This window comes from Thermoanaerobacterium sp. CMT5567-10 (genome assembly GCF_030534315.2).
In the GTDB taxonomy this organism is placed as follows: Bacteria; Bacillota; Thermoanaerobacteria; order Thermoanaerobacterales; family Thermoanaerobacteraceae; genus Thermoanaerobacterium.
The window spans coordinates 1,440,817-1,466,792 of record NZ_CP130558.2; the positions used below are offsets into that span (position 1 = coordinate 1,440,817).

Genomic DNA, 25,976 nt, shown 5'->3' on the forward strand with positions numbered 1-25,976 from the left:
ATTGGACCACTAGATCCAATATCAGTCTTTGGCCGACCATTTAAGAACTTTCGTCCTTAAATGATCTTGGCTCAACCATTACGAACCTTACGTTATTATGTTATCCCGATTTTGCTTTATTATACTTTTAAAATATTAGGAAATTTCAGGAAACCTTGAATTTGATTTTATTTATAATTTAATGTAATAACCTCTGATTTGACTTCCAACTCGTCTTTTTTGATTTCAATCTCATTTAATTGAATCTTTTGTCCACCTGTCATCTTTAAAAAGTTATCAACAGTTTCAATAGGTAAATTAACATTGCTGGTCCTATAGTGCATTGCAATAGTCAATTTTGGCTTAAGCTGTTCTATTACTTTAACCGCCTGTCTATCATCAATTGTGTAGTACCCGCCAACCGGTATCATCAATACATCAATATCACCTATCTCTTTTAGCATATCATCCGTCAGTATATGTCCAAGATCGCCTGCATGGCATACTCTGATGTTATCAGCATTTATCACGAATACGATGTTCTTGCCTCTTTTAGCGCCATGCTCATCATCATGAAATGTACTAATACCTTTTATGTGGACACCATTTACGTCATGTTCCCCTGGTGTATTTACAATTTTAAAATTTCCCTTTATAGCCTTAAAATAATTGTGGTCAAAGTGCGAATGCGATGATGTGACAATGTCTGCATCTGTTTCAGGCAGCGGATATCCTACAGTTTGGTCAAATGGATCTGTGACTATCCTTATACCGCTATCTAACGTTATTTTAAAACACGAATGTCCAAAATATCTTATTTTCATATTAACACCTCCTATTCCATATTATAACACATTAATCTATTTTGTATTAAAATCATTGGCTCTTTCCATAGCATTCGCATAAATTTCCTCAGGATAGCCTAACAGTTTTAAAATCTTTATTGCATTTCTGCTTCTTGAAGGCCCTTTCAGCAAAAGATAATTAAATCTCACATCATTGTCATCAACTTCTTCTTCAAAATGGTAATTGTCGTACAAATCTTTTACCAGATTCGTAAGCTCCATATCGTGTGTTGCAGCAACCACAAAGCAATTCTTCTTTGCCAAATAGCTGAGAACTTCACAGGCTGCACTTATTCTCTCCACAGTATTTGTACCCCTGAAAATTTCATCCAGAATACACAATACAGTTACATCACTGCCCGTCTCATCTATAATTCTTTTCAAAGATTTTGCTTCTACCATAAAATAGCTATCACCGCCTATTATATTGTCCAAAGTGCCGATAGATGTCATCACATTAAAAAAGCTTGATGAGTATTCTTTTGAAAGGACAGTATAAAAAGTCTGAGCAAATATGGCATTGATACCTATCGTCTTTAAGAATGTCGATTTACCTGATGCATTTGACCCTGTCAGCAATACGCCTCTACCCGATACATCCAACGAATTTGATACGGGATCTTTTAATAATGGATGGTATATCTCAATAGCTTCAAAATGGTATGGCATATCTTTGTCTAATAAAGGTTTTGTATAATACTTTAAACTGCTTTTATACGATGCTAACGCAATATATGAATCCAAGTTTCCAAGTTCAATATATACAGTAAGCAATTCTACTCTACACTTGTTGATCAAATTAATTGACTTATAAAAACTTTTTACTTCAGCTAGAAATAGCATGTTAATAAAAGTTAAAATCCCCGTTGGATCTCCACCTGCTGAAGCTCTTTCAAAATTTTCTATCCACCTTATATTATTATAGATCTTCTTTACCTTAATAAAAGCAGATTTTAATATTGATAAGTCATAAATCTGTTCTTTATCTCCCACCTTTATAATTTCATTTGCGCATCTTAATATTTTTGACATATCTTCAAAAACCATTATATCTTCTAATATCTTATTTTTGGTATTTGTATAAATCGTCCCGTTGATCAAAATCAGCGCAACAAGCAAAAGTATGCCAAATGCGTGTGTAAAGGCAATAATGATTGGAGATAAAATAATCAATATAGATAAGACCTGATATACACTATATAAAATCACTGGATTCTGCCTTATCTTTATGCCTTCCATCAAATAACTTACTACATCGACATTATATCTTTTACCAATCTTATATAAATATCCCTGTATAAACATTGCATAATCTTTATTTTTCAAAAATCCTTCAATCACAGTATCGCGCTTTTTTAATTCTCCCTCATCAAACAAAGGACGTCTCAAAAGCGAATATAAACATTGTTGACCAGCAATTGACATGGTATGGTCAAGTTTTCCAAAGACAAAATCCATATCAAGGTCGCACCAAGTCGTATCGTCTATGTTCATTCTAAATGTCTCTTTCTTAGCTTTCTCATCGTAAAGCCTTCGTATAAACTCAAAATTTCTCTTCTCTTCACGGTCTTTGCCCCAGTTCCTCTCGATTTCCTTTTTTATTTCTTCTCTGCTTTTCTTTTGCTGGATCCTATTTACAATTATCATAAGGGCAATACCTGCAAAAGGCATTATAAAAAACAGATGGTTCACTTGAAAACCTAACAATAATCCACCGCCAATAAGGACAACGTACAAAAGCTCTAAAATAAATTCTACACTTCTCATATAAAATAACCTCCATAAAAATTTTAGGCGGACACTCCGCCTCTACATTTTCTCTGGTGCTGTTATTTTTAACATATCCAGTACATTCTTTATTACAATTCTTGTTGCATCTATTAAGACGATTCTAGCTTTCATCAATTCTTCATCAACGCCTCTTACTCTACAGCTATTGTAAAATGTGTGGAATAAAGATGCAACGTCTAATATATACCTAGTAATTCTGTGTGGCGCCATTGTCTTTGCTGCTATAGTAACTTCCTCAGGCAAGTATGCCAACTTTTTAATTAAATCAATCTCTGCTTCTTCATTTAGCAATCTTAAGTCAACATCTTTTAAATCTTCTGTGTTTATTCCATCATCTTTTAACTGCCTTAATATGGAACATATTCTAGCATGAGCATATTGAACGTAAAAAACTGGATTTTCATTTGATTGCTCTACTGCCAAGTCCATGTCAAAGTCCACAGCACTATCGGCTGAACGCATATTAAAGAAAAATCTTGCGGCATCTTTGCCAACCTCATCTATCAAATCTCTCAGTGTCACCATTTTCCCTGTCCTTTTGGACATCTTTACTACTTCTTTACCTTTCATAAGTCTTACAAGCTGCATCAAAAGTACATCAAGCTTGTCCGGATCTATGCCTAAAGCCTTCATTGCACCTTTCATCGGCGCTACATGTCCATGATGGTCAGCACCCCATATATCTATGACCCAATCAAAGCCCCGCTTTACAAATTTATTCTTGTGGTACGCTATATCTGATGCCAAATATGTGGGAAAACCATTAGCCCTTACTAGCACATCGTCTTTTTCAGCTCCAAAAAGCGTCTCTTTAAACCAAAGGGCTCCGTCCTTTTCATACGTATAGCCTTTTTCTTTTAGTTCATTTATTACTGATTCCACTTCGCCGCTTTCATGAAGTGTATTCTCAGAGAACCACACGTCATATTCTATACCATAAGCCTCTAAGTCATCTTTTAACTTTTCTATGTTCTTTTTAAGGCCATATTGAACCAGTGCTTTTCTCCTATCTTCTGGGTCTGCATCTTTGTACTTATCGCCATATAATTCCAAAAACTCTTTGGCTCTTTCAATTATGTCGTCTCCGTGGTAACCTCCTTCAGGCACTTCTACATCTTGACCTAACAATTGTAAATACCTAGCTTCTAATGACAATCCAAATTTCTCTATCTGATTCCCTGCATCATTTATATAAAACTCTCTCGTCACATCGTATCCTGCATAGTCAAGTATTGATGATAGTGCATCCCCTAATGCACCGCCTCTTGCATTTCCCATATGCATAGGTCCTGTCGGATTTGCAGAGACAAATTCCACTTGTACTTTTTTACCGTTTCCTATGTTAACTCTGCCATAATCGCTACATTTTTGCTTTATAAGCATCAATGCTTCAACATTATAGTCATCATTTAGGTAGAAGTTCATAAATCCAGGACCAGCTATTTCTACTTTTTCAATCATAGTCCCTTCAAGCTTAAGCCCATCTTTTATTATTTCAGCAATCTTTCTAGGTGGCATCTTTGCCGATTTCGCCATTACCATAGCTGTATTTATAGACAAATCACCGAATTGTTTTTCTTTAGGTTCTTCTATCTCTATAGAAGGTATATCTTCTATATTTAAAAGACCGTTTTTTTTTGCTTCCTCTATAGAGTTTATTACCATTTTAGTTATTTCAGTTTTTACCTTTTGTACAATATTATCCAATTAATTAACCTCCCGCACTGTTAAATGTAATTCATTATCGCTTACTACCTTTTCATCTAAATCAACTGCATATTTAAGCTTTAGTTCTCCACCATTTTCTGTAAAGCATACATCTATTTCGTCAGACTTAACTCCCAGCATTATATTTCCATATGGAGTCATGTAGCTGGACTCATGCCTTATATCCTTCTCAAATATCATCTTTGATTGGTTCTCTCCAAACCTCATCAAGACAACTGAATCTTCCCCTACTTTCAATGTAGTCGTCGTTCTGTCTAAGCCAGAAAGCTCAGACTCCTCATACTTTATATAGTAGTATTCTCCTTTTTTTAAAAATTCTCCTTCTGTTATAAGCTCTATCGTATCAGTCTCATTTTGTACATTCCTTTGAGTTCCTTTGACTGTAATTAAAGCTTTTTTCAAGCTAAACTCCCCTTTACCAGTTTGTACATTTCTCTTTATGCGCAGATAAAGCCAATTGTATCAGTTCATCAATCAATTTGCTATATGGTTTCCCCGATGCCTCCCAAAGCTTAGGATACATGCTTATTTGCGTGAATCCTGGAATCGTATTTAACTCATTCAAGTAAACTTTGCCTGTATTTTTGTCCATCAAAAAGTCAACTCTAGCCATACCTCTTGCGTCCAACGCAATATATGCTTTTATGGCTAATTCCCTTATCTCTTCCATCTTAACATCCGGTATAGGTGCTGGAATGAAAAGTTTTGATGCTTCATCGAAATATTTCGCATCGTAATCGTAAAATTCATGAGCAGGAACAATCTCACCAGCAACAGATGCCTCAGGATTGTCATTACCTAAAACTGAACACTCAATTTCTCTTGCATCAATACCTTCTTCTACAATAATCTTTCTATCATACTTTGCAGCAAATTTCAAGGCATCAAATAACTCGCCTTCATTGTGAACCTTTGTTATACCTACACTTGAACCCATATTAGCAGGTTTTACAAAGCACGGATATCCAATCTCTGATACTCTTCTTCGTATTTCTTCGTAATTATCTACATTATTTATCTCTTTTCTATACACAACTGTAAATTTTGGCGTAGGTATTCCGGCCTCTAAAAAAATCCTCTTTGAAAAAACTTTGTCCATGCATAAGGATGATGACAGTACATTTGGACCCACGTACGGCATCTCTAAAAGCTCTAAAAGACCCTGAACTGTTCCATCTTCTCCATTAGGACCGTGAAGTACAGGAAAAACAACATCAATTGGGTAAAATTCGTATCCATTTTCTTTAAATACAACTATGCCTTTGTATTTAGTAGAAGGTCCTATCAAAGCAGGTACAGTATCTTTTTCCCACTCGCCTGTGGCTATTTTCTCAATATCTCCGTTGTACAAATACCATTCACCTTTTTTAGTTATGCCTACCATATATACATCGTATTTATCTCTATCAATGTTATTTATTATAGAAGTGGCTGAAACCCTTGACACTTCATGCTCTCCTGATTGGCCCCCAAATAAAACAGCTACTTTTAGCTTCTCCATAAAAGAATTCATTCCTTTCAAATGGTATACATATAATTATGTAATATGCATTAATTATATTCTAACCTTTTAAAAGGTCGTATTCAAGCTTATTTTAAATTAAAAGGCCAGAGAAGATAGTTATCTTCCCCGGCCTTTCTGGGCTTTAAATGAGGAGACTTAGAAGTTATTGTTCTGTACCATGCTCTCCTCGGCTTTCTTGATAGCAAGTTTTACAAGATTGCCGCAATCACGAGATGATACACTTCCCCAACCTTCAGTCTTTACTATATCGTAAACGCCTAGCTCTTTTGCCAATTCCTCTTTCAGGTTATCAGACATGAGGCTATTACGACGTCTACTCAATTTCAATTCCTCCTTTTGGGCCCATTTATATTTTCCCTATTAAACACTTTTTTATTCTAACAGTCGTAAATACATACATTTTACATTGTCAAATTGCCTTGGCTAGTCTTTATGACTTTTAAGATTTTTTCTTCTATACCATTTTCAGCATTTATGTATACGTAAAATGTGTCGCCGCTGTACGTCCCTTTAAACTCATAAGCTAAAACTTCTTTTCCACCATCAAGCGGCATTATGCACAATCTGCTGCTATCAACTTTTAAATTTTTGCTGACTTTTCTTTGTGCTTCAACTTCAGTAAGTTTTGGTTTTCCTATTCTCCTGTTTACATGCGACATATAGTATGATGTCGCATCAAAACCTACTATGTCTCCATTATCTAAAGCTACTTTTACTTTGACAATGTCAGGATAGATTCTTACGTTATTCTGTACAGGAGTAAAATTAAATTGAACAGTTCCGTTGGCTTTTATGGAGTAAGTGTTTTCCATATTGCTAAAGCCATGGGCTGATAAGAACTTAGTTGCATAATTTAAAGCCTGTGTTTCCGATATGTTTACTTTAGTAACCGCCCTTTGATCCATAAACCAAATTACATGACCACCCTTCTTACTTACATTAACGTAAATCGAAGGAGCGTTTTGAGTCGGCCTTAATTCTACTCCATAAGCATCTATCTTTCCATTGTTAGGACTGTATTTAACTGCAGATGATACAGGTCTTCCTAAAAACCTTTTGGCTATTGACACAGCGTTGTTGTATGACACATTGCTGCCTGTCAGTCCTTTTGGCGTCAGTTTTGCCTGGCTTTCAGAGAAAGGACCATCGTATATGAGAGTTGGATAGTTAGACATTTGCTGATTTACAGTATTCATATTTACATTTAATATTTTGTTGTCTATCTGGCTCATCTTTTGAGTTCCTTTTTTATTTAAGTTGTCTAAATCATACCCACCTTGTATTTTACTTCTTAAGTCCTGCAAGCTTTTGCCAAGGTATACTGCATAGTTGTGCAGTTCTGACATTGTCTTTAAATCTTTATCAGACAATTTCCCTCCGTCAGCCACATTCTTTGAAAGGCTGTAAGAATAGTCTCCTATTTGGGATAAAAACTTCGATGTATTGTCCAATTCTGGCTGTCCTATTGGAAGCTGGTTTAAGTTTTCTTGTGCCTCAAAAGCCTGCCTCCATACATCGCTTAAAATCGGAATTATCGTATTTTCCTGCGATGATACCATCAACTTCCCTGTTGATGTTTCAATATTTTCTATGCTGTTTACAAGCTGATAAAATGACCTATCATATTGAGCCTGCAAATACCTATGATATGTTACTTTCTGCATGTACTGGTTATATCCCCATGCTCCTACAACCAAAAGCAAAAGAAGCATCACAACTGTCGATATCCTTTTCATTTTCATCACCTACCTTGCAAATATATGACTGCCAATCTGTGTTATGACCGGCCTATTAAATATCCAGTAATTCTGAACTTTTGATGCATTGTAGTAGTAAAGTGCTCCACCTGAAGGATCCCATCCTGCAATTGCATCTTGAGCGGCTCTGATGCTGTCCTGAGATGGAGGAAGCCACATTTGTCCATCATCAACCGCAGAAAACGCACCAGGTTGAAAAATCACACCCGCTATTGTGTGCGGGAATATGGGAGATCTTACCCTGTTCATAACAACTGCCCCTACAGCTACTTTCCCAACAAATGGCTCACCTCTCGCTTCTCCATTTATAAGCATTGCCAAAAGATATACATCGTCATTTGTAGTCGTAGATGTTGTCGGAGTGTATGTACTTGATATCGAAGTGTATTTGCTAATATTAAATCCCAAAGCTACCTTCGTTTGATCGTCAACAATTCCAGTCACATTGAGCCCATTATTAGCCTGAAATTTCCTTACAGCCAGCCATGTTCTGACGCCAAAAAAACCATCTACAGGTCCATCATAATATCCCCAATCTTTAAGCCTTGACTGAACCCTTGACACATCAGATCCAGAATTACCCCAATATAAATTTGACATTGTTTTGATAGACATGTTTAACGTACTTAACTCAACGCAAAAAGTAGTAAACAGTATTAGTATCAGCAGTATCACCTTTATCCTGGATATGGAATAATTTTTCATCTTTTGCCTCCTCTACAATTTAGTATTTGTAGATATTTTTTGTAGAGAATCAAACTTTATACACGTGTCCCAAAACTTTTATGTAATCTATGTTTGGATCTTCCGTACCCTGAAGTTGACAATGCTGTTCTTTTAATAATTTGACTCTATCAATGATGTCTTTCGTAATCCTCTCGCCAGGACATATCATTGGTATCCCTGGTGGATATACCATAATCATCTCTGCACATATCTCGCCTTCTGCATCATCTAATAAAACAGATCTATTTTTACCATAATACGCATCCCTTGGAGCAACAATCACTTCAGGTCTTATGAGGTTTCCTGTCGTTATTTCATCATGGTTTTTTATCCTGACAAGTTCTTTCAAGCTACGTATCAGATGTTCAACCATATTTATATCATCTCCAAGGCTTATTATCGCCATTATGTTGCTTAGGTCTGCCATTTCTAACTGAATGTGATATTTAAGCCTTAATTCCCTCATGATTTCATATCCAGTCATGCCGGTCTTCGACACATTGATGACAAGCTTTATGGGATCTAAAAGATATGGACCTTTTATATCACTTTGAGTCAGAGCTTTTATGCCTCCTATCTTGTTGATTTCTTCTCTTGCGTATTGTGAAAGGCTTATGACGCAGTTTAACATATCTTTGCCTTGTGTTACCAATTGCTTTCTTGCCACATCAATAGATGCCATTAAAACGTATGAAGCAGATGTAGACTGTATCAGATTTAAAATTGACTTTATTGAAGATGGTTCAACTCTATTTCCTTTAGACAGCAGAAGAGAACTTTGTGTCATAGAACCACCTGTCTTGTGCATGCTCAGTGCAGAGATGTCAGCTCCAAGGGTGATTCCACCAGGAGGCATATCAGGATGAAAATAAAAATGGCTTCCATGGGCTTCATCACACAGGACAGCCATATTATGTTGGTGGGCAATTTTAATTATCTCTTCTAGTTCTGAAGTAATGCCATAATATGTTGGGTTCAATACAAGAACAGCTTTGGAATCCGGATTTGCTAAAATCGCTTCTTTTACTTGTTCTGCGCTTATTCCTAAAGCAATATCCAAATTCTCATCTATTTCCGGATAAAGATAAACTGGAATCACACCTGCTAATATTAATGCGGAAAACGCCGATTTATGAGAATTTCTCGGCATTATTATTTTATCACCTGGCTCAGTCGCCGCCATAATCATAGCCTGTATTCCTGACGTTGTGCCATTCACTAGAAAATAAGCGTTATCTGCTCCAAATGCTTGTGCCGCAAGTTGGTGAGCATCTTTTATGACTCCAATAGGATTTGCAAGATTATCCAAATCCTCCATGCTGTTAACATCAATGCTCATTACAGCATTTCCTACATATTCTGTAAATTCTTTAATACCTTTCCCATGCTTGTGCCCTGGCACATGAAAAGCATACACATTTTCATCCACATATTTTTTAAGCGCCTCAAATAAAGGCGCATCATTCTGACTGTATTTAGACATTTACAAATTTCCTCCTAATTATTTTAATGCCATACGAATATCATCAAAATACTTCTCAAGCACTTCTACAATTTTAAATTTCACCTGTGGTTTATTTGTCTCTATCATGGAAAGCTCGTCTTCTGACAAATACTTACTTAGCTCTCTCTTCGTTTCATCACTTGAAAGGCCATGTGTAATATCTACAAAACACAAAGGCGGAAACATCACACACCACCAGTTTTTCCCTTCACCTTTTCCTATTACTATTCTTAGTGCATTGTAATTTCCTGCCGGAAGCATTATTGTGTCATAATACTTTGTCGGAAAATCAAAACGCCCGTACATCACCTTCACACCATAATCTTTGCCGTTGGCGTAAACAGTATCTTGCGCTATCTTCTGTATATATGGTATGTTCTTCTTGATTATGTCTTCTGACTCTTTTAAGTTTGTCACTCCAATGAATTTGTCGTTCATACTTTTGATTACTGCATCTCTTACTTTAAGTTTTAAATTTTGGTCATCTACTGAATCGCTATTTGCTATAACGTGAAACCTAATAAGCTTATTTGATATGTCTTCCTTCATGGCGTATGTATTATCGTTTCTGCTAATTGCAAAAAGAAATACTATAAAAAGTGCCAAAATAATTGCTATAAATCGCTTCATTATTGTATATCCCCCATTTTTTTAATTTGACATACCAGATAAACGGCATGCCTTCAATCTCAATTATTGACAGGTGGAGGATAAAATATACAAAGTTTATTTAAATAAACCAATCCTCCTTATATGGGTGGATACAACAGGCTCTACAACTACATCTGGAAATTTTTTCTCCCATTCAGGCCCTACTTTACTCCACAATGCTGGTTTGTACTTTTGTATATAGTCACCGATACCTATCATATCAACTTTTAAATCTTTCTGAAATTTCTTCAATGAATCATTAATCATTTTCTCTATCACTTTGTCGGCTTTTTTCTCCATTGTGCCTAATACATTTGTTTCAAACATCTCTCCGTGCTTTTGAAAGCTGTATTCTGTCACTTCTCCTTCTACATCATACTTTATCTTGTAAATTATCTTCCCATTTTGTTCAATAACCTGTCTTTTCATGACCGTATTTGTAATATTAAAAGGAACTTTTACTTCTTTTCCGTCAGTAGTAGGCATGTTAAACGTAATGTCACCACCTTTTACAAACCCCATTAGCCACATGTACCCCATGTTTTCCCCATCTGAAAGCCATCCTGCCAGTTTGTAATTTTTTATAATGGCAGAACCAGCAATTTTTAGTTCATCTTTTCCTGACGAAATAACAGGAATAATAGCATTTCCATTTGTGTCATGAAGGGATTTAGTTATCTTATTGTAATCTAAATTAGGGAATATTGACGTTCTATTATACTGCTTAAATATATCATCTATATACACACCGATATCTGGATCAAATTTATAATTTTTAAGCAGTATATCTTGTGCCTTACCATCTGCGACTAAAAGCCTCAATTTCCTGCTTAATTCATAGCTTCTATCAAGAGTGTCTAATACTTCAAGAAATTTATTCCTATCGCTTACCACATCCTTGCCAAGTATAACTGCTTTCGTATGTCCGAGAAAAAGCCTCTTATCAAGTCTCGTGCTTATATGGCGAGATGCAGAAAAAACCGTATCGCCAACCTCTGATATGGAGAAATTAGGTTGCCCACCGCCACCACCTCCACCACCGGCAGCGCTGGTTACCTGCTTTACATTAGGAAATTGAAAAGTTACAATGTAATTCTTAGCTTGATTAGATGTATCAATCCCTATCGCCATTACAAATGCTCTATCTTCTATCTCTACCTTATCCCAGCACCCCGTCAAAAGTGATAATATCAACAAAAGCAGCACATAAACCTTAATTTTTTTCACTGTTTTTCATCCCCTTATCTCTCAATTTCATAGCTAAAAACATTAAAATCGGAAGAATAACAACAAAAAACAATGTTAAAATCGATGCATATGAAGCATATTTGTATACTTCAACTATGGAGTCTGGGATAAGCGCCATAAAGTAGATAATAGGTATAAGGGGTATAACTAAATATGTATGTTCCCTAGCCTTAATAAGTTTAGAAAGAGTCAATGTGGCAGCATAATGAAAAGCTGATATTGATGTAAATACTGCAAATGTCCAAATACCCATTATCAAGCTTTCAAGATTCTCAATAAAAAAGCCTGGGAAATTTATAGATTTTATAACTGTAAGCAAAGGCCAAAGCTGCACACTTGTCTCTTTGTATCCAAATATACCTATTGTATAAAATGTAACGTATATATAAAAAAATATAATAGAGAAAAAGGAAATGTTTATACTTTTTTTAAATTTAGTTCCCATTTGAATATATGGAAATATAACATATAGTATTTCAAACCCGATAAAACTATAAGTTGTTGACAATATTCCTTTCAATAAATTTAAAAAAGAAATCCTCAAAATTGGCAAAAAATTGCTTAAATCTAAATCAGTAATAGTTGGAAGAAAAATAATCATCATAGGTATGACCATTATAGGAAAAAGAATCTCTGATAACCTAGCAATAGGTTCTATGCCATAACGTACGATGTAACCAGAGGTGAAAAGCATTGTTATCATTATCACTTCAACTGGCGTACTATTTAAAAGATATGATTTTGTAACCTCTGCAAAAATTCTTAGATTCAAACTGCAAAAAATTAAAAAATATGCAACAAGAAAGATACTTAATATAACAGATACAGGCTTTGTCATAAGTTTTGCAGAGTACTCTACAAAAGTTTCCGTTGGAAATTTAGATGCTATATAACCAATAAATCTTGCTAATATTAACGCTAGGATTCCTCCCAACAGTATCACTATAAGCGCATTTGGACCAGCCGCTTTTGCAACATCAGCAGATAAACTTAATATACCTGCCCCCAGCATAGTTGTAAAAAGCAGTATTGTAGTTTGATTTTCTGATATCTTGTCATTATTTTTTATCATTACCATTCCTCCGGTCTATCTCCATGCTTTCGATCTCCTCAGGTCTTAAATCTTTCATGCGTTTCTTGTCTTGTGTATCCAAAATTGCTGGTCTTTTCTTAAACATCATAAGTGGCGCTCTGATCAAGGTATCTGCTAAATCACTTAAATTTACTTCAACAAACGGTGATAAATACGGAAGACCAAAACTTTTTAGAACTACCAAGTGTGTAAGCATTAGTATTAAACAAAGCATTATACCGTACAGTCCTAATACGGCAGCAAAAAGCATAAAGGCAAACCTTAAAAGCCTAAAAGCAATAGCAGCACTGTAACTTGGTATCGAGAATGATGATACTGCCGTGACTGCAACTACTATAACCATCAGTGGACTTACGATTCCCGCCATTACAGCAGCTTGACCAATGATCAAACCACCTACAATACCTATCGTCTGACCTATTGGAACAGGAAGCCTTATGCCAGCTTCTCTTAAAAGTTCAAAAGTTGCCTCCATTATCAACGCTTCCATAAAGGCAGGAAACGGAACACCTTGCCTTGTTGAAGCTATATAAAGGGCTAATTTTGTTGGTATCATACCAGGATGATATGATGTAAACGCAATGTATATAGATGGTCCAACAAGAGCAATGACAGCCGCTGTAAACCTCAGTATCCTCAAAAGTGATGAAATCATCCATCTTTCAAAATAATCTTCAGGCGACTGAAAAAGCGTCGCCAGAGTAGTCGGTATGATAAGGGCAAATGGAGAATTATCTATAAGTATAGCTATTCTGCCTTCTAATACAGATGCTGCAACTTTATCTGGCCTTTCTGTATTTAACATCTGGGGAAATGGCGAATGCCAATCTTCTTCTATAAGTTGCTCAATATAACCACTCTCTAATACACCGTCAATGTCTATCTGTTCTAGTCTCTCTTTAATCTCCGACAATAAATCTTTATTGACAATGTCATCTATGTACAATAAAGCAACATCTGTCTTTGAACGCTTGCCTATTTGCATCTGCTTTATTTTAAGCTCAGGATCTCTTATCCACCTTCTAACAAGGGCTGTATTAACTCTTAAAGTTTCAGTAAAACCTTCTCTTGCACCCCTCACTACCATTTCTGTCTCTGGTGGTGCTACAGATCTCATCTGCCATCCTCTGCTGGATATAATCACAACTTTAGGGTGTCCATCTAAAAAAAGAGCTGTATCACCTGATAATATAGATGTTATGCACTTGTCAAGATCATCTATCTCTTTTATATCACCACCAGTTATGGCGGCTTTTTTTATCACTTCATATATGTTCTTTTTAATTTCCTCTATAGATGGTTTTGCCTGCCTGGAATCAAGCATGAGTGAATGCATTACGTGTTCATTTATGATGCTTTTATCTACGAGTCCATCTACAAAAACAAGTTCCAATTTATGTTGAAACTCTTCTCCAACCCAGATTTCCCTGTAAATTATATCATCAGAATCTTTTAACATATCTTTTATGTATTTTATGTTTTCTTCAATATTCTCCTTGACTTTCGGGCTTACTACATCTTTGTCTTCATCGTTACCATTTTTATTGCTTTTATTATTTTTAAATAGCTTATTAAAAAGTCCCAACAAAAGCACCTCTTTTCATCAAATCGGTAATAGTTTCATGATTATATACATTATTACATCTACCAAAAGATAAGCTATACCTATGTTTCTGCATATCTTTGAATCCTCTTCAAGGCCTTTCTTTCTTAAGTCTTTAGGCTCAAATACCGACTCATAAAATCCCGCGATGAAAAGCGTCGCAAATAAATATCCATTAAAGACCTGTTTTATAAAATGAACTAAATTCACCATTTCAATATCACCTTTTTTAATTATTTCACAATAAAAAAATTATATGCAAAAAAAAATAGGCCTCTGCCTATTTTTACGCTATATATTTATTCGCCATTTCCACGTCCTCATCCTTATCTACGTCGTTCCCTATTTCAGGGTATTTTGATATTACAGCTTTTGCATTAATATTAAAAAGCTCCGAAACTTTTCTTTCCAACTGACTTATTGTAACCCGTCCAAAAGCAAACAAGATTAAAATCTTGAATCCCAAAAGCTGACCCAGTTTCCATGGTTTTTTCCTAAACGCTATAAACTGTTTTGCTGCTTCAATACATGCATCGATTATCTTAGGATTTAAGTAAAATATATTTCCACCTGTGAAAGTACCTTCTTTTATTTTAGCGTATGTCCTTTTAGCATCCGGAAACTTCCTCTCATTATCCTCTCTTTTCACAATTGGATAGCATAAGTCTGCATTATATGATTCCGATTGTTCAATAAAATCAATTACCGCCTCTTTCGTCAGCATAGGAATATCACATGTCAGTATCAAAACACGCCTGTCATTTTTAAAAGGCTCAATTCCTTTAACAACATTTTCTATAATGGAGCTGCCTTGTTCTATTAATATATCAATCCCATCTATGCATTTTAATTTTTCTTTATCGCCTATTACTGCAATTTTTTCTACCTTGCCTGAACCCCTCAGTGCATCAATAACGTATGATATCATGTATCTACCTTTTATTTTAATAAGTGCTTTTTCAGGAAGCTTTTCATCACCAGTACTGCCTGCAAGTATTAAAGCATTCATAATCTATTTCACTCTCCATTGCTAAAATGCTTCATATCTTTTACCAAATCATTTTGGAAATTCTGAATGTGCTTTTCCGCCCACTTTTGAGCATTTTCAGCATTTCGCATTTCTAATGATTCAAGTATTTTCTTGTGTTCCTGATACAATTTTTTAGATTTCCTATAATCGTTGATATATTTTACCCTAAATCTGTGAACATGCTCCTGTAGATTATTCATTATCTGCACCAATTTTTCATTTCTTGATGCATTAAAAATGCAATCATGAAATTCTTGATCGTATTTAATCAATTTCTCTGTGTTGTTTTCCGCAATTCCTTCATAGAATTTATCAAGTATTTCCTTTAGCTTATTAAGCTCATCATCTGTAATCCTCTCAGCAGCTAATGATGCTGCCAGTCCTTCTAAAGACTGTCTAACCTCAAAAGCATTGAGAAGATCCTTTGTGCTTAAATCCGACACATAGGCACCTTTTCTCGGAACCATTACAACAAGGCCATCCAGTTCAAGTTTTCTTATGGCTTCTCTAACAGGTGTCCTGCTAACACCAAGCTTTTCTGCTAGCTGTACTTCCATAAGCCTTTCACCGGGTTTAAACTCACCTGTTATAATAGCATTCTTCATATAGTCAAAAACAATATCCCTCAGTGGTTTATAATTTTCCAATGGTAGATAATTATTCATACAGTTCAATCCCCTTATCAATAGTATTAGCAATATATACAAAGAAGCCCTCATTCAAAAATGCGTTGTACGCCATATTTAAAAAATCCAAATTATCAAAGATTCCAAATACCGTCGGACCGCTGCCACTCATCAGTGTGCCTGAAGCTCCTCTTTCCATCATCTTTTTTTTGATTTCACCGATAATTGGATAATTCTTGATAGTAACCCGCTCTAAATCATTTCCTAAACTTCTGCAGATACAAGCTATACTGTTTGAATTTATAGCATCGATCATCTTTATTGTATAATTATTTTCTACAAAATCAAGTTTGTCATATTCAGTATATACGTCTTTTGTTGATACAAACAACGGAGGTTTCACAATAAGCAACTTTAGCTGCGGTGTCTTTATGTCTAATAATACATCTCCGATGCCGCTTGCCACCTTAGTTCCACCATCAATACAAAAGGGAACATCAGCTCCTAATGACGTAGCTAATTGTTTCAGCATAGACAAATCTATATTAAGATTCCAAAGCTTGTTCAATGCTACTAATGTCGCTGCTGCATTAGAGCTTCCACCTGCAAGCCCTGCAGCAACAGGTATATTTTTATTGAGCCGTATCAATGCACCATATCCACCAAATTCTTTTTTCAATAGATTTGCCGCCTTTACTACAAGATTGCTTCCATCTGATGGTATATACTTATTATCGCATTCAAAAACTATATCATCGTTTATTTCAAACTCTAATTTATCATATAAATCTATTGATTGCAAAACCATGTTTACAATATGGTATCCATCATCTCTTTTACCTTTGACGTCAAGCGACAAGTTTATCTTAGCATAAGATTTTGCCATTAGTTTGTCCATAATATATTCACTTCCAAAAAAAATTCACACTATAATATATATTATACATTATACACGAAAATCCTTCTATATATGTTTAGTTTTAAAAATAAAATAAAAGTTGGAATAAATATTAAATTCCAACTTTACCTGAATTTTTATATTTTATTTGGTATTATAAGCTTTGAACCTGCCAAAACTTTTTCTTCTTTCAGATCATTTACCTTAATAATATCTTCCTTAGCAGTCCTATACCGTTTTGCTATATCCCAAAGCTCATCATCTTTTTGAACCATGTATATGGTAATGCTGTGCCTGTTTTCCTCGCTTCTAGCTTCATCAATCTCCTTTACGTCTGCTAAAATATCATATCTGCTTATTTTAAATGCATCCACAGTAGCATCGACGACAAATTTCAGCTCTGCTTCTTTCATAGCCATTATGTCATACGATATGTGAGTTATCTTTAAATCAATAAAAAGCTCACCATCATCGATAGGCGCATCTAAAAACGTCTTAAACTGTGCCTCACCTTTAAATGACATCGGATTGCCGTTATCACCTATATACATTATGTTATAATCTATTATACCTTCCAAAAGCACTTTCCCATCTTTCAAAATATAGTCAGAAAGCACAGGATATGCCACAACATCAATGATTTTTCTTACATTATTTTTAAATTCGACATTTTCTTTGAATATAGCTTGTGATTTAAAACGTTCCTGTTGGCTAATTGCCTCAATCGATTCAATTACAGGCTCAACATTTCTCGTTATCCCATAAATATCGACAGGAATTTCAGTCTCATCCTTCTCTACTACCAGCGCTTCTGTCTTTAAAACTAATTCTATATCGATGATTCTGTTATCACCGTTCTCATCAGACGATATTTCTATATTTTTTTCTATTATTCTTTCATAAGTATTGGCACTCATGTAACTTAATGCCCCAGGCACTTCTATAAAATTAGCATAGTTGAGGTCACATTCTTCATATCCATACTCGTCTTTTGAATCGCCTTCATATACTACGTATACATGAACACTCCCTTGTATAACTACACGATTATCTGTTATTTTAGGCTCTTCAGGCTTTATAACCACATCAGTTTTTAAAATCCTCGATATATTAGGTTCACCATCGGAAATCTTTACCTGTTCTTTCAGAAAAGTCTCTGCGCTGTTTTGACCAACAATATTTGATAGCTTAATAGTTTTTTTAAGATATTCTATATCCTCTTCACCTTGAATCCCAACTATCGCTTCCTTCTTTTCCTTATCAAATGCTCTTCCAGATATGTTCACTATTACCTTTACATTCATTTTTCGACTGTTAATCAGAGAATAATCAACGTGTTCCACTCTAGCGTTGACAAGTGATATGCATTTGGATTTTGAACCGTTAATTTCAAGAAAATGTGTAAAATCAATAGACTTATTAATCCTCATTAGTTTCTTATCTTTATCTGCTGCATAAATGATGTTAAGCCTCAGTTCACCGTCAACTTGAATCTTTTCATCGCTTTCTATAACTTCGTTTATTACAGCATCACCTACAACTGCAACTACATTTATGGCATCAGGCATATCTTCTGGTACTATTACGTCACTTTCTATAAGTGCCTGACTATCCTCGCCACCTACAAATCTGTCATAACTTATGGAGTTTGTCACTGCCCCCTGCAACATACTTTTACCTCCTCAATATTAAATTTACGGTACTTTATTGCTTAATCCCTTAGAGTAATTTTTATAGATATCTAATATAATAATATAAAAGGAGGTCTTAAAATATGCCAAAAAAACAAAAACCGATAAAAATCGGTCTTTGTTACATGCAACGTATTTCTTTTTCACCTTTCATCAATGTAAGCTCAACTGTATCCGTTAAAATGTCAGAATAACTATATGAGACCCTGCGGGTTGCTCCCTGTCCATCTATCACAATAATAAAAATGCTTGGATATGTCTTTTCTAAAAATCCTTCCCGGATTATTGTCTTCTTTCTTCCACCATTGGTTTTTAGCCGGACTCTTGCGCCAACATGGTCATCCAGCTTCTTTTTTATCTCATGTAGGGCTAATCTATCGGCCAATTTTATCACTCCTTACACAATTCTGAAAATATTATAACACATTTTTCATTTAATGTCAAATAAAATATATTATTATACCAGCGAAAAAGTAGTTTGTCAACAAAGTGATTCATGTTTAAAATTGCAAATAAATGCGCAAAATAGAGAAATAAGCGGTATATATTGAAAAAAATTAATAGCGAGTCAGTTGACTCGCTAAAATTTAGCCTTTGGGACTCCATACCTGAATTTCCCCATTGTCTGCAGCCCACCGATGCCTGGTGCACCTGTTATCGTATTTTCAATTAGATCCTCAATTTTCACTATTTCATTTATATGAGAATAAGCCACTTTCTCACAAACCAAAACAGGATCGAGGCAATGTATCAATACTCTCTCTGGTGAGCTTGCATAGTTGGCTCCAGATGATATTAATGCTTCATAATTTGACTGGCAGGCACCTGCAAAAATGACCAAATCATCTAATGATGGTTCATAATTTCTAGCATTTTTGACAGCCTCTACAAAGTATTTTGAATTTCTATAATTGTTTATATCAGAATAATTTCTGCTGTTTTTTACGCCATCATGTCCTGTTAACACCAATATATCTGGTCTGTATTTACTTAAAAGACTTACTACTTTGTCCGGTTGTTCTTTTTCATCTACAATTTCTCCATGTGCTTCTATACTTGCCCTTTTGTAAGCATCTAAACATATATTTAAATATCCTTCATCACTATCAATATGAAGAACGGTACCTGGTTTGCCATAAGGCTCATTTCGGTTTGACCGCATCATTTTAGGCCTTTTTAAATCTTTTGATTGAGCGATTTTTTTTATAAGATAATTTGCTTTCCTCTGATACGGCTCGTCGTATTCGTTTATTCTCGTTAAGGAAGCCGGCATAAGATCATCTTCGGGCGCATCAGCAACTATCCGCATATTAAGTCCATGTAGTAGATAATGCTTTGTGCCTCTATTTTCTATGACATCTATAACTTTAAACAGCAAATCAAAACCGTGTGATTTCCTTACTACTATGTCATTAACCTTAAAAGACATAAAGATCCCCCCACAACATTATAGTCATACTTCATATACTATAATATGCAGGGTTCTATATACTTGTTATATACTATTCTTCCATTTGTTTTCCTAAAAAAGTTGCTGCCGTTTCTGCAATTTTAGCTTCAACTTCAGTTAATACAACACCACTTTCTCTTGTGAAGATTATGACAGTACCAATCGTATCTCCCCGTGAAATAATAGGTACAATAACCTGTGATACTGGCATAAATTCTTGTCCTTCGGCGATAGCAATAGAGCCTTTATCTTTGCCTTCACCGAGAATAACTGTTCTCTTTTCTTCCATATATTTTTCTAGCTCCGAACTTATAGGTTTATCTATCAATTCTTTTTTAGGCATTCCTGCAACAGCTATAACATTGTCACCATCTGTTATGCATACAGGCTGTTTTGTTGATTGATATATGCTGTCTGCATATTCTTGTGCAAAATCTCCAAGTTCACTTATAGGAGAATACTTCTTTAATATTATTTCACCTTCTCTGTCAGTGAAAATCTCTAACGGATCACCTTCTCTAATCCTCAATGTTCTTCTTATTTCCTTTGGAATGACAACTCTTCCAAGGTCGTCTATTCTTCTAACAATTCCAGTCGCTTTCAAATTATGTACCTCCATTTCCTGAAATTTTAAGTTCAAGATTAGTATTTATGTATTACCATAATTTTATACATAAAAAAGACACTTAGAAGTGTCTTTTTTAGTGAACAAGAATTAAAAAAAAATTTATAAAAATATCTGGGAACCATTCGATAGCGTACTTTAAGATTTCATTTCAATATCCATTTCAAGCACTTCCTCCGTGTTTCTGTTGTTTCTTATTTGTTTTATGAGATATTAAGACACAAAAAGGAATACAGTGTCAAAACTATATTCCTTTTTTTATGCAGAATTTTTATTAGAAAATGTTGACAAAATATAGTAGATAATGTATAATCAACAAAAAATGGCGGAGGGGTACTAAAGGTAAAGAAGGGGTTAAAAATGATATTTAAACTTTTTTCTATTATTATTCAAATAATAAATGTCATAAGTTTAATTTTTATTATCTATCTATTATATAAAATTTTCTTATATTTTTCTAAAAAGGATTAAATACATTAAAATTTTCTTGTTCGTTTACGGAGAAAAAATACGGCTTATCTTCAACTGAATTTAGCAATATCTTTAAGAAAGAACTTTATAGAACTGGAAAATATATAGTTGAAAACCTGGGCAAATTTTGCCCAGGTTTTTGCGTCCAAAAAGTTGCGAAGAAAGTAGTTTTATACTGTAGTTATGATTTTCCCATTTCAAATCTTGATAGCAAGAAATTTATAATCCTGCCAAAACCTTTCTACGCTTATCTCTGGCATGCACCAAAGGGGAATGTTAAACAGTAACTTTTATGTTTTGCGGAAACTTCTCAATCTTTGCTGCCTTTTTTAGAGCTTCTGATTTTTGATTAAATATATCCTGCTTTTTATTGTTTTCTAAATATGTTATTATACTACTTTTTACATCGTTAAAAGATTTTATAGATTTACCCTCTGACTTTATTATATGATATCCGTACTGTGTCTTTACAGGCTTCGATATTTCTCCGGAATTTAAGGCAAATGCTGCATCTTCAAATTCCTGCACCATAGTGCCTCTAGGAAACTCCCCTAATTCACCACCATTATCTTTTGTAGATGTGTCTATTGAATACTGCTTTGCAAGTTCTGCAAAATTGGCACCATTTTTAAGCTTGTCATATATCTCATTGGCAGTTTTCTCATCAGAAACCAATATATGGCTGGCTTTCACAACTTCAAACTGGCTTTTATTATCGTTGTAATATTTTTCTGCTTCACTATCAGTGACTTTTACACCTTTCGTCCAGCTATCAATCAGTTTATTTACAAGAACATTATCTTTGGCTGTCTCTTTCGTCACATTGCTATTTGTGGCCTTTTCTGAATTGTATTCATCAGTTATTTCTTTGTCTGTTGCAGTAATCTTTTCTTTCTCAGCTTCTTTTATCAAAAGTTTCTCCAAGATAAGATTATCTAAAACAGAATTTTTTACAACATCAATAAACTTCTGCTCATTATAGTTTTGATTCCAGATATCCTTTGTATACTGTGGATCGCTTTCTATCTGTGTCTTTACCTGGTTAAACGAATCCTGATATTCTTTTAATGTTATAACTTGATCATCAACTTTTGCGACAATGTTTTTATTTACACCACAGGATGTCAAAGTAGTAAGTGCCAATGTTAACGCCAAAACAGCGCCTAATCTCTTAAACTTCAAAGTATTCATCCTTTCATCTTAACAAATTTATATACTCATTATATATCAGTTTTAGTTAATCTGCAAACATTTAATTTTGTTAACAAGATTAATCAATTCTTTCAACACGTTTTCCTTTTTATTGTACTTGTAGGTTATATATGGTGGAGCCTGCCCTGAAAACATAATCCTTCCTCTGAACTCATTCACTAACGTATCTACAATTCCAGAATTTATAGATTTAGAATCTTTAAACTTCAATATTATTGATGTACCCCTTTCTGAAATCTCTAATATGTTTGCATCCCTTGCTAGTGCTTTCAAATAAGCCACATCGATAAGAGCTTCTACGGCTTTTGGATACTCTTTAAATCTGTCTATAAGTTCGTCTTTTATATCTTCTACGTCCTTTTCATTTTCGATTGAAGAAATCTTTTTGTACATTTCAAGCCTCTGATTTTCATCTTCAATGTATTCTTTATCTATATACGCACTTACTTTAATGTCAATGGTAGTATTTGGCTTCTCATCTTCAACTTCGCCTTTTAAACCTTTTATGGCTTCATCCAAAAGCCTTAGATACATGTCATATCCTATTGCATCTATATGTCCATGTTGTTCAGCCCCCAAAAGATTTCCTGCACCTCTTATTTCAAGATCCCTCATGGCAATTTTAAATCCCGAGCCAAACTCCGTAAACTCTTTTATAGCTTCCAATCTTTTTTCTGCAACTTCAGTAATAACTTTATCTTTTCTATAAGTAAAATAAGCATACGCCAATCTATTGGATCTGCCTACTCTGCCTCTTAACTGATACAGTTGCGATAGGCCCATCCTGTCGGAATCGTAGACTATAATTGTATTAACATTTGGTATATCAAGGCCTGTTTCAATTATTGTTGTACATACCAATATGTCGTAATCACCATTTAAAAATCCAATCATTATATTCTCCAGCTTGCCTTCCTCCATCTGACCATGTGCTACAGCTACCCGTGCGTTAGGAACCAGTTCTTTTATGATAGAAGCCATTCTTTCAATACCTTCTATCCTGTTATAGACGAAATAAACTTGTCCTCCTCGTCCTAGTTCTCTCAAAATGGCATCTCTTATGAGATCTTCATTAAATTCAACAACGTACGTTTGGACAGGGTACCTGTCTTCTGGAGGATTTTCTATTACGCTCATATCTCTTATACCGATTAGGGACATATGCAACGTCCTGGGAATTGGTGTTGCTGACAGAGACAACACATCAATATTCTCCTTTAACTTTTTAATTTTCTCCTTATGTTTGACACCAAATCTCTGTTCTTCATCGATAATTAAAAGACCTAAGTCTTTAAACTTTACATCATTTTGCAAAATCTTATGAGTCCCAACAAGTATGTCAATAGTTCCCTCTGCCAGTGACTTTATAATCTGTGATTGTTCCTTATAGCTTCTAAACCGTGACAACATTTCTATCTTCACTGGAAAATCCTTAAATCTTTGTACAAAATTATTATAGTGCTGTTCAGCCAATATAGTTGTCGGGCATAAAAAAGCCACCTGCTTTCCATCAGCTACAGCTTTAAAAGCAGCCCTTAATGCAACTTCTGTCTTTCCATATCCCACATCACCACAAAGCAATCTGTCCATTGGCTTGTCGCTTTCCATGTCTTTTTTTATTTCTTCTATACACCTTAGTTGGTCTTCCGTCTCTTCGTATGGAAACCTCTCTTCAAAATCCTTTTGCCATGGTGTATCCTTTGAAAAAGCATATCCCTTCATCGTCTGCCTTTTGGCGTAAAGCTTAATCAGATCCTTTGCCAGATCTTCCACGGCTTTTTTGGCCTTTTTCTTAAGCTTGGACCATTCATTTCCACCCAGCTTATTAAGCTTTGGCGGTTTATCCTCAGGACCTATATACTTTTGTATCAAATCCAGTTGATCGACTGGTATAAATAGCTTGTCATCTCCCGCATATTTTATCTTAAGATAATCCTTCGTAACACCATCAAAAGTTATTTTTTCTATTCCTTCATACTTTCCTATACCGTAATTGACATGTACTACGTATGATCCAACTGTAAGTTCTGTAAAATTCTTTATGCGGTTCCCATTTTTCACTTTAAACGATTTTCTTGGTTTTCTAGACTGTCCGAAAATCTCAACGTCGCTTATTAATGCAAATTTTGCATCTACGTATTCAAATCCCTTGCTGATAGTCCCTGGGTATATCAAAATGCCTCCATCGGGAATATTGTATTCCTCATCATCAACTATAGGGACATCTAATCCATAACTTATCAGGGAATCTCTTAATATCCTTCCTCTTTCTAAATTGCTTGAAAGCATTACAACTTTATACCCGGACTTTCTGTAGAATTTTATATCGTCTACCAGCAGTTCAAGCTTACCATGAAAAGGATGCATCGATCTTGATACAAAATTAACAATACTTCTAACTTCAATATTCGCATCAGATTTTACTATAGTATTCATCAAAATCAGCGATTTGCCTGAAAGCTTCTTTAATATATCATCATAACTAAATAAAAGATTCGACTGCTCCGGCAAAACCTCACCAGATAAAAGCAACGATTTGAAATTCTCGTTAAACTCAGTCAAAATATTTGATGCTCTCTCTTTCACTCTTATATTTTCATCTAATATAATAAATGCATCGTCAAAATAATCCACAATGGAATAAAGTCTATCATAGAAAAAGCTTATTAATTCTCCTATATTTGGCACACTTTTGGTCTCGCTGATATTTTCCATGATTTCATCAAATTTCTTCTTAATCTTTTCCGCTCTTCCACTGTGAGTTTCTTTTATCTTTGAAACATACGAATTCACATTGCTGCTGAGATTTTCCATGCCCTTTTTGATGTTTTCGTCTTCCAGTATAAACTCTCTGGCAGGAAATAGCTCTACCTCACTTAGATTATTTAAAGATCTCTGAGTAAAAACATCAAAACTCCTAATAGAGTCAATTACATCATCAAAAAGCTCTATCCTAAAACCTTCATCTTCCATCGGTGAAAAAAAATCTATTATGCCACCTCGTATGCTGAACTGTCCTTTCCCTTCCACCATAGGTACTCTTTCGTAACCCATCGTTACTAAAGATGAAGATAATTCCTCTAAATCAATAATATCCCCAACTTTATATTTGCGTCTATATCTCAAAAAAATATCCTTAGAGGCAACTTTATTCAATACTCCGTCTATTGAAGCGACAAACGCAGATGGTTTATCGTCAATAATTTTTTTCACAGCAATAAGCCTTTTCCCGATAAGGTCAAGGCTTGACGCATCAACTTTATAGAAAAGGGCATCTCTGGATGGTATCAGGTAAGCATCACCATTTAAAAAAGAAATTAAGTCTTCATAGATAGCCCTTGCTTCTACATCATCGTACGTTATAAACAGCACCTTCTTATTCAGCTTCTTTATGATATAATGGGCAATATGAGCTTTTTGAGAATCTGTTAGTCCATATATTAATAAGGGCATCCTCTCTTTCTCAATAGCCTCATCAATTTCCGCAATCTCTTTTAAATTTTCTATGGGCTTTATAAACAAT

23 protein-coding genes are annotated in these 25,976 nt (G+C 34.8%); all 23 read right to left on the minus strand.

Going from position 1 to position 25,976, the window contains the following annotated elements; translation table 11 throughout:
- Nucleotides 1-167 precede the first annotated feature (167 nt).
- Nucleotides 168-803, minus strand: a complete 636-nt coding sequence (locus Q2T46_RS07500; RefSeq protein WP_303263538.1) for an MBL fold metallo-hydrolase — start codon at nt 801-803, stop codon at nt 168-170.
- A 36-nt stretch (nt 804-839) separates the two neighbouring features.
- The gene (locus tag Q2T46_RS07505; RefSeq protein WP_303263537.1) at nt 840-2,591 is read right to left on the minus strand and encodes a MutS-related protein; all 1,752 of its coding nucleotides are present in this window, start codon (nt 2,589-2,591) and stop codon (nt 840-842) included.
- A 42-nt stretch (nt 2,592-2,633) separates the two neighbouring features.
- On the minus strand, nt 2,634-4,322 hold the full coding sequence (gene argS / locus Q2T46_RS07510) for an arginine--tRNA ligase (RefSeq protein ID WP_303263536.1): 1,689 nt from the start codon (nt 4,320-4,322) through the stop codon (nt 2,634-2,636).
- On the minus strand, nt 4,323-4,745 hold the full coding sequence (locus tag Q2T46_RS07515; protein ID WP_303263535.1) for a DUF1934 domain-containing protein: 423 nt from the start codon (nt 4,743-4,745) through the stop codon (nt 4,323-4,325).
- A 13-nt stretch (nt 4,746-4,758) separates the two neighbouring features.
- A complete protein-coding gene (locus Q2T46_RS07520; protein ID WP_303263533.1) occupies nt 4,759-5,844 on the minus strand; it encodes a D-alanine--D-alanine ligase family protein in 1,086 nt (361 codons plus the stop codon).
- Nucleotides 5,845-6,003: 159 nt separating this feature from the next.
- Nucleotides 6,004-6,165, minus strand: coding sequence for a small, acid-soluble spore protein, alpha/beta type (locus Q2T46_RS07525; RefSeq protein WP_303265789.1), 162 nt, complete (start codon nt 6,163-6,165; stop codon nt 6,004-6,006).
- Nucleotides 6,166-6,269: 104 nt separating this feature from the next.
- Nucleotides 6,270-7,604: a germination protein YpeB gene (ypeB, locus tag Q2T46_RS07530; protein ID WP_303263532.1), complete on the minus strand. Its 1,335-nt coding sequence runs from the start codon at nt 7,602-7,604 to the stop codon at nt 6,270-6,272.
- 9 nt (nt 7,605-7,613) lie between these two features.
- On the minus strand, nt 7,614-8,330 hold the full coding sequence (gene sleB / locus Q2T46_RS07535; RefSeq protein WP_303263531.1) for a spore cortex-lytic enzyme: 717 nt from the start codon (nt 8,328-8,330) through the stop codon (nt 7,614-7,616).
- Nucleotides 8,331-8,379: 49 nt separating this feature from the next.
- Nucleotides 8,380-9,834, minus strand: coding sequence for an aminotransferase class I/II-fold pyridoxal phosphate-dependent enzyme (locus Q2T46_RS07540; RefSeq protein WP_303263530.1), 1,455 nt, complete (start codon nt 9,832-9,834; stop codon nt 8,380-8,382).
- 18 nt (nt 9,835-9,852) lie between these two features.
- Nucleotides 9,853-10,485 carry a stage II sporulation protein R gene (gene spoIIR / locus Q2T46_RS07545; RefSeq protein WP_209454102.1) on the minus strand — a complete coding sequence of 211 codons (633 nt, stop codon included), beginning with the start codon at nt 10,483-10,485 and terminating at the stop codon, nt 9,853-9,855.
- Between the two features lie 96 nt (nt 10,486-10,581).
- The gene (locus tag Q2T46_RS07550; protein WP_209454103.1) at nt 10,582-11,733 is read right to left on the minus strand and encodes a Ger(x)C family spore germination protein; all 1,152 of its coding nucleotides are present in this window, start codon (nt 11,731-11,733) and stop codon (nt 10,582-10,584) included.
- A complete protein-coding gene (locus Q2T46_RS07555; RefSeq protein WP_209454104.1) occupies nt 11,720-12,826 on the minus strand; it encodes an endospore germination permease in 1,107 nt (368 codons plus the stop codon). The genes Q2T46_RS07550 and Q2T46_RS07555 overlap by 14 nt, the downstream gene beginning before the upstream one ends.
- The gene (locus Q2T46_RS07560; protein ID WP_349292592.1) at nt 12,813-14,336 is read right to left on the minus strand and encodes a spore germination protein; all 1,524 of its coding nucleotides are present in this window, start codon (nt 14,334-14,336) and stop codon (nt 12,813-12,815) included. The genes Q2T46_RS07555 and Q2T46_RS07560 overlap by 14 nt, the downstream gene beginning before the upstream one ends.
- Nucleotides 14,337-14,450: 114 nt before the next feature.
- Nucleotides 14,451-14,663 carry a CLC_0170 family protein gene (locus Q2T46_RS07565; protein WP_209454106.1) on the minus strand — a complete coding sequence of 71 codons (213 nt, stop codon included), beginning with the start codon at nt 14,661-14,663 and terminating at the stop codon, nt 14,451-14,453.
- 73 nt (nt 14,664-14,736) lie between these two features.
- On the minus strand, nt 14,737-15,459 hold the full coding sequence (locus tag Q2T46_RS07570; protein ID WP_150201455.1) for a nucleotidyltransferase family protein: 723 nt from the start codon (nt 15,457-15,459) through the stop codon (nt 14,737-14,739).
- Between the two features lie 8 nt (nt 15,460-15,467).
- A complete protein-coding gene (locus Q2T46_RS07575) occupies nt 15,468-16,145 on the minus strand; it encodes a GntR family transcriptional regulator (protein WP_209454107.1) in 678 nt (225 codons plus the stop codon).
- A complete protein-coding gene (gene ispE, locus Q2T46_RS07580) occupies nt 16,138-17,004 on the minus strand; it encodes a 4-(cytidine 5'-diphospho)-2-C-methyl-D-erythritol kinase (RefSeq protein ID WP_209454108.1) in 867 nt (288 codons plus the stop codon). Before ispE ends, Q2T46_RS07575 begins: the two co-directional genes overlap by 8 nt.
- A 137-nt stretch (nt 17,005-17,141) precedes the next feature.
- Nucleotides 17,142-18,674, minus strand: coding sequence for an SPOCS domain-containing protein (locus Q2T46_RS07585; protein ID WP_303263527.1), 1,533 nt, complete (start codon nt 18,672-18,674; stop codon nt 17,142-17,144).
- 142 nt (nt 18,675-18,816) lie between these two features.
- The gene (locus tag Q2T46_RS07590) at nt 18,817-19,080 is read right to left on the minus strand and encodes a Veg family protein (protein ID WP_013296759.1); all 264 of its coding nucleotides are present in this window, start codon (nt 19,078-19,080) and stop codon (nt 18,817-18,819) included.
- 195 nt (nt 19,081-19,275) lie between these two features.
- A complete protein-coding gene (gene yabG / locus Q2T46_RS07595; protein WP_209454110.1) occupies nt 19,276-20,124 on the minus strand; it encodes a sporulation peptidase YabG in 849 nt (282 codons plus the stop codon).
- 73 nt (nt 20,125-20,197) lie between these two features.
- Nucleotides 20,198-20,749, minus strand: a complete 552-nt coding sequence (gene spoVT, locus Q2T46_RS07600) for a stage V sporulation protein T (protein WP_209454111.1) — start codon at nt 20,747-20,749, stop codon at nt 20,198-20,200.
- 768 nt (nt 20,750-21,517) lie between these two features.
- Nucleotides 21,518-22,423, minus strand: a complete 906-nt coding sequence (locus tag Q2T46_RS07605; RefSeq protein ID WP_311062389.1) for a peptidylprolyl isomerase — start codon at nt 22,421-22,423, stop codon at nt 21,518-21,520.
- A 51-nt stretch (nt 22,424-22,474) separates the two neighbouring features.
- Nucleotides 22,475-25,975 carry a transcription-repair coupling factor gene (gene mfd, locus Q2T46_RS07610; RefSeq protein ID WP_311062390.1) on the minus strand — a complete coding sequence of 1,167 codons (3,501 nt, stop codon included), beginning with the start codon at nt 25,973-25,975 and terminating at the stop codon, nt 22,475-22,477.
- Nucleotide 25,976: the final 1 nt, after the last annotated feature.

Excerpts from the sequence above, each read along its gene's own strand:
- Q2T46_RS07500 (WP_303263538.1), bottom strand. The coding sequence starts at position 803 with ATGAAAATAAGATATTTTGGACATTCGTGTTTTAAAATAACGTTAGAT.
- Q2T46_RS07505 (WP_303263537.1), bottom strand. The coding sequence starts at position 2,591 with ATGAGAAGTGTAGAATTTATTTTAGAGCTTTTGTACGTTGTCCTTATT.
- Q2T46_RS07520 (WP_303263533.1), bottom strand. The coding sequence starts at position 5,844 with ATGGAGAAGCTAAAAGTAGCTGTTTTATTTGGGGGCCAATCAGGAGAG.
- Q2T46_RS07525 (WP_303265789.1), bottom strand. The coding sequence starts at position 6,165 with ATGTCTGATAACCTGAAAGAGGAATTGGCAAAAGAGCTAGGCGTTTAC.
- ypeB (WP_303263532.1), bottom strand. The coding sequence starts at position 7,604 with ATGAAAAGGATATCGACAGTTGTGATGCTTCTTTTGCTTTTGGTTGTA.
- sleB (WP_303263531.1), bottom strand. The coding sequence starts at position 8,330 with ATGAAAAATTATTCCATATCCAGGATAAAGGTGATACTGCTGATACTA.
- Q2T46_RS07540 (WP_303263530.1), bottom strand. The coding sequence starts at position 9,834 with ATGTCTAAATACAGTCAGAATGATGCGCCTTTATTTGAGGCGCTTAAA.
- spoIIR (WP_209454102.1), bottom strand. The coding sequence starts at position 10,485 with ATGAAGCGATTTATAGCAATTATTTTGGCACTTTTTATAGTATTTCTT.
- Q2T46_RS07555 (WP_209454104.1), bottom strand. The coding sequence starts at position 12,826 with ATGATAAAAAATAATGACAAGATATCAGAAAATCAAACTACAATACTG.
- Q2T46_RS07565 (WP_209454106.1), bottom strand. The coding sequence starts at position 14,663 with ATGGTGAATTTAGTTCATTTTATAAAACAGGTCTTTAATGGATATTTA.
- Q2T46_RS07570 (WP_150201455.1), bottom strand. The coding sequence starts at position 15,459 with ATGAATGCTTTAATACTTGCAGGCAGTACTGGTGATGAAAAGCTTCCT.
- Q2T46_RS07575 (WP_209454107.1), bottom strand. The coding sequence starts at position 16,145 with ATGAATAATTATCTACCATTGGAAAATTATAAACCACTGAGGGATATT.
- ispE (WP_209454108.1), bottom strand. The coding sequence starts at position 17,004 with ATGGACAAACTAATGGCAAAATCTTATGCTAAGATAAACTTGTCGCTT.
- Q2T46_RS07585 (WP_303263527.1), bottom strand. The coding sequence starts at position 18,674 with ATGTTGCAGGGGGCAGTGACAAACTCCATAAGTTATGACAGATTTGTA.
- yabG (WP_209454110.1), bottom strand. The coding sequence starts at position 20,124 with ATGTCTTTTAAGGTTAATGACATAGTAGTAAGGAAATCACACGGTTTT.